At 68.6% G+C, this 9,800-nt stretch carries 8 protein-coding genes; 6 read left to right on the top strand and 2 right to left on the bottom strand.

Features of this window, described 5'->3' with window-relative positions; all coding sequences use genetic code 11:
• Positions 1-1,263: 1,263 nt before the first annotated feature.
• Positions 1,264-1,674, bottom strand: a complete 411-nt coding sequence (locus ABZX75_RS26540; protein ID WP_355414747.1) for a hypothetical protein — start codon at positions 1,672-1,674, stop codon at positions 1,264-1,266.
• A 527-nt stretch (positions 1,675-2,201) separates the two neighbouring features.
• On the opposite strand from ABZX75_RS26540, the gene ABZX75_RS26535 reads away from it, so the two are divergent.
• Together ABZX75_RS26535 and ABZX75_RS26530 are read left to right on the top strand one after the other, a co-directional pair.
• The gene (locus ABZX75_RS26535; RefSeq protein ID WP_355414737.1) at positions 2,202-4,958 is read left to right on the top strand and encodes a Helicase associated domain protein; all 2,757 of its coding nucleotides are present in this window, start codon (positions 2,202-2,204) and stop codon (positions 4,956-4,958) included.
• Between the two features lie 190 nt (positions 4,959-5,148).
• Complete coding sequence (locus tag ABZX75_RS26530; RefSeq protein WP_355414735.1) at positions 5,149-5,319, top strand: hypothetical protein; 171 nt, start codon at positions 5,149-5,151, stop codon at positions 5,317-5,319.
• 234 nt (positions 5,320-5,553) lie between these two features.
• On the opposite strand, the gene ABZX75_RS26525 is transcribed toward ABZX75_RS26530, so the two are convergent.
• Positions 5,554-6,120, bottom strand: coding sequence for a hypothetical protein (locus ABZX75_RS26525; RefSeq protein WP_355414733.1), 567 nt, complete (start codon positions 6,118-6,120; stop codon positions 5,554-5,556).
• Positions 6,121-7,044: 924 nt separating this feature from the next.
• Between ABZX75_RS26525 and ABZX75_RS26520 the strand changes: the two genes are divergently transcribed.
• The 4 genes from ABZX75_RS26520 (at position 7,045) to ABZX75_RS26505 (ending at position 9,383) form a co-directional block, all read left to right on the top strand.
• Positions 7,045-7,413, top strand: a complete 369-nt coding sequence (locus tag ABZX75_RS26520; RefSeq protein ID WP_355414731.1) for an FKBP-type peptidyl-prolyl cis-trans isomerase — start codon at positions 7,045-7,047, stop codon at positions 7,411-7,413.
• Between the two features lie 208 nt (positions 7,414-7,621).
• Positions 7,622-8,158 carry a hypothetical protein gene (locus ABZX75_RS26515; RefSeq protein WP_355414729.1) on the top strand — a complete coding sequence of 179 codons (537 nt, stop codon included), beginning with the start codon at positions 7,622-7,624 and terminating at the stop codon, positions 8,156-8,158.
• Positions 8,159-8,796: 638 nt separating this feature from the next.
• Positions 8,797-9,036 carry a hypothetical protein gene (locus tag ABZX75_RS26510; protein WP_355414727.1) on the top strand — a complete coding sequence of 80 codons (240 nt, stop codon included), beginning with the start codon at positions 8,797-8,799 and terminating at the stop codon, positions 9,034-9,036.
• The gene (locus ABZX75_RS26505) at positions 9,033-9,383 is read left to right on the top strand and encodes a hypothetical protein (RefSeq protein ID WP_355414725.1); all 351 of its coding nucleotides are present in this window, start codon (positions 9,033-9,035) and stop codon (positions 9,381-9,383) included. Before ABZX75_RS26510 ends, ABZX75_RS26505 begins: the two co-directional genes overlap by 4 nt.
• Positions 9,384-9,800 lie beyond the last annotated feature (417 nt).

The raw sequence follows: 9,800 nt of genomic DNA, 5'->3' as shown, positions 1-9,800 counted from the left end.
GTGCGGTGCCGACGAGGGCCTGCCCGTCCGTGTAGCGGCCGGGCTGCGCATCGTCCCAGAGCGCTGCGCGCTCTGGAGCGGGAGCCCGTCGCTGCGCTCCGGGCAGGGCCGGCCCTTCGGGCCGGAGTCCTCCGCTTCGCTCCGGACCGGAGCCCGGTTTCGCTGCGCTTCACCGGGCCTCGGTCAACCCTTCCGCTGCGCTCCAGGATTGACCGGGGGTCACCTCCCGCGCTGCGCGCGGTCGGTGAAGCCTTCCGCTGCGCTCCAGGCTTCTGGCCTGCTGCGCAGTCCAGGGCGGGCCCGGTCGCTCCGCTCCCCGGCCCGGGGCCCGCTGCGCGGGCGGCTGGCAACAGGGCAGGGGGGTGGCGGGGCTGGGCGGGTCCCTGACTGCGGGGCCGCGGGACAGGGGTCCGGGCACCGCCTGATGCTCGGAGAGCAGGATCACGGGAGGGGCAGGGCGTGATGCTGGCTCTGGTTCCGCTGCGCTCCACCAGAGCGGGGCCTGCTCCGCAGGCCCCGGGGCTCCCCCGCTCCGCCCCGCTCCGCAGGGGGGGAGACCCCGTTTCACGGGGTCCTGGCCTTCGGCCCGTTGGGCGGGTCCGCTCCCCCACCCCAGGGCCCTTCCGGCTCTGCCTCCAGGCCCCGGGCCGCTGACGCGGCCCGACGGTGAGCAAAGGATGGCAGTGCGGTTACCGGACCCCCGGGCTGGCCCGTTCCCGGTCTACGTCGATTCCTCGTCTCCTTCTGCTTGCCCACTCAACGACCCACCCAAAGAGGAGCTGAGGACGGTCGTGGGATCCGCATCCGCTCCGCCGCAGTGGTTCAAAGGGCTACCGATAGGCAACCCCAGGAGATTGCCACCACCACTACCCGTCCCACTGCGGGTCTCACCAACCGCCTGACTACCGTGATGGTTGACACAGCTGGTACCAAACGCAGGTGACAGGAAGTCACCGATACCACCGGCCCAAGCCGGGGAAACCAGCTGACCGCTCGCCAACACGGCAAACGAGACAGTGACGGCACGAACTACAACACGTGAGGGCATACACCCCACAACGACACACCTTGATCAAGGTCACACGACCCCGGCCCGGGGCACGCTGCGCGGGCGGCTGGCAACAGTGCAGGGGGTGGCGGGGCTTGGGCGGGTCCCTGACTGCGGGGCCGCGGGACAGGGGTCCGGGCACGGCCTGGTGCTCGGAGAGCTGCGCCTGCAGGGCCGACCCGGTTCACGGATGGCTAACTACGGGTCCTTGGGGCCTACGGTGCGGCTGCCTTCTTGAGCACCAGGGTCGGCGGCTCGTCCGGAGAGCGGAACTCCACCATTCCTTGCCTGGGCGTGTAGAGCTGGATGCCGCCGATCTTGCCCAGTCCGCCGTCATCGACGGTCAGGTAGACGAAGTCACTGGACGAGTCACTGTCGACGAATTCCCATCGGCCGCTGAAGTCGGCGGGGTCGGAGAGCTTTTCTGTCAACACATCGGTAGCAGAGAACAATCCGTCGGCCCCGAGTAGGATCTCGGCGCCGGTCGCATCGTTGCGGTACACGCCGGGCAGCTCGTCGGGATCGACCGAGTCCGTACACCCTGAAACGAGCACCGCAGAAGCCGCCAGTACGGCAACGAGCCACCGTCCACCCGTCCCCCTGCCCACCACAGTCCCCGTACGCATGCTCACAAACCTCTCCCCAAAAGGATGGACAGCCGCCCCTGCGACCGCACCCTCCTATTTGAACATGCTCAAAAATTGCGGCTCCCCCTGGGCCCTCCACCGCCACGTCGGGTGCGGCTCGTGGGGACTGAAGTCCGGGGAGGGGACTGCGACTCCGGGGCGGACTCCCGGCTTCCTCCGGCCTCGACGGTCCTTCCGGCCGCGCTTCCACCAGGGAGATGGATGTGATGAGTGCATCAGTTTGGACCAGCATGTAACATTGGCGGAAAAATGGGATGCCCTGGGGGTTCGTCTAGTGCGTCCAGGTGCTGAATCTCGTTTCCGGCGGATCACATTGACCGTACTCGATGGCTTTTTCGTAGGAATGGTTGCCGAAGTAAGTACACGGCGAGTAGACGGGTTGCACGCCGTACCAGACTGTCCAGATCAGAGCGGTGAGGGCGAGGGCGGACGCCAGGTGCTTCCACGTAGAGGGCCCTGCAACGGGATGAATCATGGCGCTGATCATAGGACAGGAAGTAGAGGTCATGATTTCTCTCAAGGAACACCAGGTGGACCAGCGGTCGGCATTTCGCAGATGGGTGGGATTTCCTGCACGGGCCTCTGTGCCGGTGCAGGGTGTCCGGGGCACGATCGTGTCGGCGACCGGGTCGGGCAAGACGATCACGGCCGCCGCCTGCGCGCTGGAATCATTCGCGAACGGGCGGATCCTCGTCACCGTCCCGACCTTGGACCTGCTCGTGCAGACCGCCCAGGTGTGGCGCCTGTTGGGCCACCGGGCCCCGATGGTCGCCGTGTGCTCGATGGAGAACGACCCGGTGCTCAACGAGCTGGGCGTGCGTACCACCACCAACCCGATCCAGCTCGCCCTGTGGGCCGGGAAGGGGCCGGTCGTCGTGCTCGCCACTTACGCCTCCCTGGTGGACCGCGAGGACCCCGACGCTCCGATGGGCCAGCGGACGGTTCGCGGGCCGCTGGAGGCCGCCCTGGCAGGCGGAGAGCGCCTGTACGGGCAGCGCATGGCGGGCTTCGACCTCGCGATCGTGGATGAGGCACACGGCACCGCCGGTGATCTCGGGCGGCCGTGGGCGGCGATCCACGACAACGCCCGCATCCCGGCGGACTTCCGGCTCTATCTCACCGCGACGCCGCGCATCCTGGCTGCGGCCCGGCCGCAGAAGGGCGCGAACGGGCAGGAGCTGGAGCTCGCGAGCATGGCCAACGATCCGGAGGGCACGTACGGCGCGTGGCTCGCAGAGCTCGGGCTCTCGGAGGCGATCGAGCGCGGGATCCTCGCAGGGTTCGAGATCGACGTGTTGGAGATCCGCGATCCCTCTCCGGTTCTGGGGGAGTCGGAGGAGGCGCGGCGGGGCCGGCGCCTGGCGCTCCTGCAGACCGGACTTTTGGAGCACGCGGCCGCGTACAACCTGCGTACGGTCATGACGTTCCACCAGAAGGTGGAGGAGGCTGCCGCGTTCGCGGAGAAGCTGCCGGAGACGGCCGCCGAGCTGTACGTCACCGAGGCCTCCGACGAGGCCCTGGCGCGGGCGGAGGCGCTGCCGAAGTCGTCGATCGACGCGGAGTTCTACGAGCTGGAGGCCGGCCGTCACGTCCTGCCGGACCGCGTCTGGTCAGCCTGGCTGTGCGGCGACCACCTCGTCACCGAGCGCCGCGAGGTCCTGCGCCAGTTCGCCAACGGCATCGACGCCAACAACCGGCGCGTGCACCGGGCATTCCTCGCGAGCGTGCGCGTCCTCGGAGAAGGCGTCGACATCACCGGCGAACGCGGAGTGGAAGCCATCTGCTTCGCCGACACCCGCGGCTCCCAGGTCGAAATCGTGCAGAACATTGGCCGCGCGCTCCGCCTCAACCGTGACGGCACCACCAAGATCGCGCGCATCATCGTGCCGGTCTTCCTGGAGCCCGGCGAGGACCCGACGGACATGGTCGCCTCCGCCAGCTTCCGCCCCCTTGTAGCCGTCCTCCAGGGCCTCCGCAGTCATGACGAGCGCCTGGTCGAGCAGCTCGCCTCCCGCGCACTCACCCACGGACAGCACAAGATCCACATCCGGCGCGACGAGGAAGGCCGCATCATCGGCTGGGACGGCGGGGAGGACGACGGCAAGGACCAGCAGGACGACGACACGCAGGCCGCCGCCGAAGCGGCCCTGCTCCACTTCTCCAGCCCGCGCGACGCCGCGACCATCGCGGCCTTCCTGCGCACCCGCGTCTACCGGCCCGACAGCCTCGTCTGGCTGGAGGGCTACCAGGCCCTGATCCGCTGGCGGGCCGAGAACGGGATCACCGGCCTGTACGCCGTGCCCTACGACGTCGAGGTCGAAGTCGGGGCGACCAAGGCGTTTCCGCTTGGCCGATGGGTCCACCAGCAGCGAAAGGCGCTGCGGGCCGGGGAGCTGGAGGAACGGCGCAAGCTACTGCTGGACGCGCCGGAGGCCGGGATGGTCTGGGAGCCGGGCGAGGAAGCGTGGGAGGCCAAGCTCGCCACGCTCCGGTCCTACCGGCGGGCGACCGGGCATCTCGCCCCGCGGCAGGACGCCGTGTGGGACGACCCGGCCGGCGGCGGCCCCGTGCCGGTCGGGCAGTACATGGCCAACCTCCGGCGCAAGGGCGGCCTCGGGAAAGACGCAGAGCGGGCTGCCGCACGCGCGCAGCAGCTGGCCGCGATCGACGAGGACTGGAACTGTCTTTGGCCCCTGGACTGGCAGCGGCACTACCGCGTCCTCGCCGATCTGGTCGACGCCGACGGCGCCCTGCCGGCCATCGCGCCCGGGGTGCTGTTCGAGGGCGACGATCTGGGCAAGTGGCTACAGCGACAGCAGCAGCCGGCTAGCTGGGCACAGCTGTCGACCGAACAGCAGGACCGGCTGTCGAAGCTGGGCGTACAGCCCGCCGAGGCCCCGCCTGCCGTCCCGGCAGCCGGTCGTACGACGAAGGGGCTGCCCAAGGCACAGCAGGCCTTCCAGCGCGGTCTAACAGCTCTCACCCAGTGGGTGGAGCGGGAAGGTACAGACCGGCCGGTCCCGAGGGCCCACGGGGAGGAGATCGCGGTCGACGGCGGGACGGAACGGGTAGCCGTCAGGCTGGGCGTGTGGGTCTCCAACACCAAATCGAGGTGGGGCAAGCTCGCCCAGGAGCAGCAGGCCGCCCTCGCTGCGCTGGGCGTCCCCTGGGCAGTGACTGCGCCGGTGCCGAGTCGGCCCGGGGGCCCGGATCCGGTGGGTGACGTCGTCGTCCAGCCCGTAGCGTCGGACGCGTCAGGGTAGGAATGCCAGGGCCGAGGCGACACCATGCGGAGAAAGAGCGCCAGGTCATGGAGCGGGTGAGGCGCATGCACGAGCTGATGCGCAACCACGCCAAGGCAGAACTGCTGCGAATGGCTTACGCGGGCGGCTGGAGTTCCGGTTCGGTGACTGGTTCACCTTCGAAGACGCTCCGGAGTCCGAGCCCAAGCGGGTGCTGTTCTCCCCCGACCAGGAGGACCCCAACGCCACCCTGTGGCTCGCCATGAACGACAACGGCTCCGACGACAACAGCGGATACCTCACCGTCACCTTCCGCGGATACGACCGCGAACTGCCCAAGGACCACTTCCTCAACGGCCAATGGGTCGCCATCAAGGTGTAGCAAAGACGATCGGGCGTGGGCCGGCCCTGCGCTACGTCGGCATCCGACACCCCGCGCAGAACCCCCGCGGCGACCCCGCCCTACCCGCATACCGCCGATAACCCGAGGGCGCCGGGTCAGCTCCACCACCCGGCGCCCGGAGCCCGTGACCACGCCCAGACGCTGCCACCGTCACCTTGGATCAAGACCCCAACGAAGACAGCAGGCACCCCAGCTCCGACCTCGATGAACAGGTCAGCAGAGCTTGGCGCTGACCGACGTTCCTCGCTGCATGTAGGCCTTCTGGGGCATGTTCTTCCGCTCGAATGCGCCCGCCTTGATGGTGACCTTGTACGTTCCGGCTCCTCTGCACTCGAACCACATCGACCGGTCGATCGTGCCATCAGACCCCGACGCGCTAAACAGTGCACCCCTCTCCTCTCCGTCATCGCACGGTACGACCTCTTCGAAGTCGCCGATCTTTTCGATGCACGAGCCGCGGTACTTGGGGAGAACCTTGCCGTTCTTCGCGAGGGTGTACAGCCCCTCGAGGTCGCAGCTCGTGCTCTGCCAATAGCCGAACGCGCTCTTGTTCGTGCACTTCCCTTCCACGATCACGCCGTTCTTCTGGATACACAGACGCCACTTGGCGCTCAGCGTCTTACCGTCCGCGCTGGTGGCGTCCTGATAGGCACTGCACGTCGGGCCGGCCGCAGCGACAGGCGCCGCCTGAGCCCCGACCGGGGCAGCACTCAGGAGACCGAACGAAAGCACAAGCCCGGCACCAAGGCTCGTGGACCGGCTGAAAGCTTTGATCTTCATGAAGACAACAACCCCCCAGCCCGGGTTCGGGTTACGCGGGACCAACGCCCGAAGAGCTGACGCCCCATACAGCCCGTTCCCCCCGGCTACCGCGCTCACCCCCTCAAGATCCATCTCACGGCGCCCGCTCACGGGCGCGGCCAGCCGTACAAGTACGGTCCTCCACCGCGACCGGCAGCGCGGACACCGCGACACCGATCGGCAGGACCTGCGGCACCGCGGCACGCTCCTGGGCGGCGTGCGCGGTCGTGGCGGGCAGAGACAGAGCGAGGGCCAGGTCAGCATCCTGCCGATGCCCGCAATGGCCTTGGCCGACCCCAAGACCGCCACCAGGACGCGCCAAGGCTGACTGCCCCTCGTAGGACGACGGATCGGTCTGACTCGCGCGGGGGCGAAGACGGGCGGGCAGCACCCGGGCTGACATCCCCGCACATGTGACTGCCGCCGTGCCCCACGGGGCCCTCCCGTCGACAGGGCTCTGTGGGGTCCGTTTGTCCACGCTCAGAGACCCCCGGGCCGGCAGGCCGTGGTCGGCGAACAGGGCCTCCAGGGCGCGGCGGTCTGGCAGGGCCGGTGCCGAAGCTCCGTCCCATCCTGTTGCGGGACGTCGAATGCGAAGTACGCCGGCCACCGAGAGGCCAGAACGGGAGCGCCACGGCCGCCCGCGGCGGCACCGCGACGCAAGGCCTCGAACGACAACCCGCCCGCCTGAGGATTCCACGCGAGCAACCCACCATCGAGGACCAGGCTGTCGTCACCAATGAGCCCCCGACTGCGCCGCTCGGGGTGCGCATCTTCGAGACAGGAGTTCAGTAGCGTGAGGGGTCAGACACGTAGGGTGACCAACGTGGCGGGCGAGCCGCGAGGACCCCTGCCGCTTACCCGGAACATCCGCCAACGGCACGAAAAGACGGAGTCACGAGCATGAGCATCGAGAAACCCGAGATCGACTATCACGGCCCGGCACCGGCCGGCCTGGAGATCACCGACCTCTGGGAAGGAAACGGCGCCGTGGCAAAGCCCGGCGACTACGTCAGCATCCACTACGTCGGCGTCGCCCTCTCGACAGGCGAGGAATTCGACGCCAGCTGGAACCGGGGCAGCCCGCTGCAGTTCCCACTGTGCGCCGGCCGGGTCATCGCCGGCTGGGACCAGGGCGTACTGGGAATGAAGGTCGGCGGGCGCCGCCAACTCGTCATTCCACCCCACCTGGGCTACGGAGACCGGGGCGCCGGCAACGCGATCGCGCCGGGCGAGACCCTCATCTTTGTGTGCGACCTGATGTCGGTCTGACGAGCCCGACACCACTTGTACCCCGGCATGGCGCGCTGCGCCGCCGCCGGACGGCGCGCCATGCCGGGGTGACGGAGGGAGCAGTCGGTTCGTTGGGTCACCGGCACGTTGCGGCGGCTTAGCGCGTGATGTGGGCTGTCGTGTGCTGAAGCGGGGGTGGTCACCGAGTCCACCCCCACCCCGAGAAGTGAAACGAAAGAGAGCCCACGTGCGCAGTCTTCTCATCACGGCGGTCGCCGCTACCGCCGTGATCGCCCTCACCCCCCTCAGCCCGGCCTCAGCCGCAACCCGGGCCGACATCGGAAGCGTCTCCTGCCAGGGAGGCTCCCTCAACGTGCAGTTCAACCCTGCTGTCACCTTCAAGAGGGAGACTGTGCAAACGCAGGCCAGCGGTGACCTCGGCACCTGCACGTCCACCATGTACCCGAAGATCACCGGCGGAACAGTCCGCATCGTGGGGTCTGGGATTGGCGCCTGTCCCGGGCCATTCTCGGTGGGATATGGCAAGGCGCAGATCTCCTGGAACGACGGAACCACGACGGTCATTCCCCAGATGCGGTTCCACCTTGACGGGCTCTCCGCCTCCTTCGAAGGCCCCGTCAACGAGGGCCGCTTCAAGGGAGGCTTCGCACACGCCAACGGCCAGACCACCACCAGCCTCATTGATATCGGCACCCAGTGCGTCAACGGCGGCCTCACGAACTACGCCACGACGATCGACCAGCTCACCATCGCCGACATCTAAGCCGGCTCCACACCGCCGCGCCGGCCACCGCACGGCCATGCCCGTGGAGACGACACCGCCCGGCATCCGGCCGCCCAGCGGAAACCGGACGGGTGCACCGATCGCACTGCGCGAGAAGCAGCCCGCCCGGAATCACACAGCCCCCTGCCTCACACTCCGGCAGGGGGCTGCGCGCGTCCGGCTGCGGGCACGTCAGGACGTCTCCGAGCCGACCGCCAGTCAGCACATTGCCCCGAAGTACCTGCCAAGCAGCCTCTACCCCGCACCGTGGGGACCGGGGCCGGCAACAGCGGCTTGAACGACCTGGGGGAGTGGCGAGCAACGGCTATACGCGGCTGCGAAGAACGCCCGCGCAAGCGCCATTCCTCCCGGACCGGCGGTCCTGGAGCCAGATCAACTCCGTACACCGGTGGTCCCCAAAGACCTCCGTGCACTGGAGCCGAAACAAGTGCTTACAGACACCCGGAAGTGTTCACCGAACGCCCGCCGGAAGGGGGCCGGCCGGGATGCGGCCCCGTCGCAGCCGGGATGGCCAGGCCGCACCCCTACCCATCACCTACCCGCCCGCCCCTCGCCCCATGGCAGCAGCCTGGACGTCCCACTCGCGCCCATAATCGAACACCTGATTGAATTAGTGGATGACGTCCATCCACTTCCCCGACGACCTGATCAACCTCCAGACCGAATGGATCCGCACCTACACAGACCTGGCCCGCCAGCCCGCACAAGTCAGCACCACAACGCTCCGCCGCAGGCTCATCACCCTCTCCTGCCACATCGCCGCTCACCCCTTCTGGACGGCCCCGGGGCGCTCCGCGGCTGCCCGGGTCGAGCTCTGCCGCCGGGCCCGAGCCCACACCTGGATGACCGCGGCGTGACCGCCGAACAGGGCCGGCCGAGCGCGACACCAGCCAAGCTGGTGGAGAGCCGGCCCTGGCGGCGACGGGACGGCCCGCAGCCGCGGGTATGGTGCTCGCCGCCGGGGGACCGCCCCGCCCTGTACATATGGTCCGCGGGCAGCTGGCGCTACGCCTCCACCTACAGGAACGGCAGGGTCGTCTACCAGGTGGCCTTCGACCCGGACGGTTCCCATCTGATCGTCATCCGCTCGTATGCCTGGCCTCAGCCGGGATTGCGCGCAGCCCACCCCGCCGGTTCCCAACCGGCCGCCTCAGGCCTGCCCAATTCCGCCGCCGAACGAGGGCGCGGCGGCATCAACGCGTAGAACTCGCCGTTGAATTCGATGCAAAGCCGGGTGCCCTCGGCGAAGAGCCGACCCTTCTTCCAGTCCACATAGAAAGGCGCCGTCCGACGAGTCTTCGGCGAGAACACTCAGCTTGTGCGCGAGGGAACAGTTCGCGGGAAGGGTGTAGGTGCCGCCGCCCTGCGGGCTCTGCGTAGTGGATCAGGAGGTCGATTGTCCGAGTTTTCGATCTTCCTGTCCCCCGTCTGGCATCGGCGCGTCAGGGTGGGCTTGGCCATGACGTGGCCGGGTGCGAGTCCAGGTGCGGCGGATGGACCGCTGGTCTGACGGTTGTCCCAACATCATCCGGACAGCGGTTACTTGGGCCTGGATTCGGCGCTAGACAAGATCGGCAACCTCGGAGCCGTTGCACGGCGCCGTTCATCACCTCAGGAGGAC

The organism is Streptomyces sp. NPDC003038 (assembly GCF_040611115.1).
Classification (GTDB): domain Bacteria; phylum Actinomycetota; class Actinomycetes; order Streptomycetales; family Streptomycetaceae; genus Streptomyces.
This window is presented reverse-complemented; position numbering and strand designations above follow the sequence as displayed.

Coding starts and splice junctions, on each gene's coding strand:
- ABZX75_RS26540 (WP_355414747.1), bottom strand. CDS start 1,674: ATGCGTACGGGGACTGTGGTGGGCAGGGGGACGGGTGGACGGTGGCTC.
- ABZX75_RS26535 (WP_355414737.1), top strand. CDS start 2,202: ATGATTTCTCTCAAGGAACACCAGGTGGACCAGCGGTCGGCATTTCGC.
- ABZX75_RS26525 (WP_355414733.1), bottom strand. CDS start 6,120: ATGAAGATCAAAGCTTTCAGCCGGTCCACGAGCCTTGGTGCCGGGCTT.
- ABZX75_RS26520 (WP_355414731.1), top strand. CDS start 7,045: ATGAGCATCGAGAAACCCGAGATCGACTATCACGGCCCGGCACCGGCC.
- ABZX75_RS26510 (WP_355414727.1), top strand. CDS start 8,797: ATGACGTCCATCCACTTCCCCGACGACCTGATCAACCTCCAGACCGAA.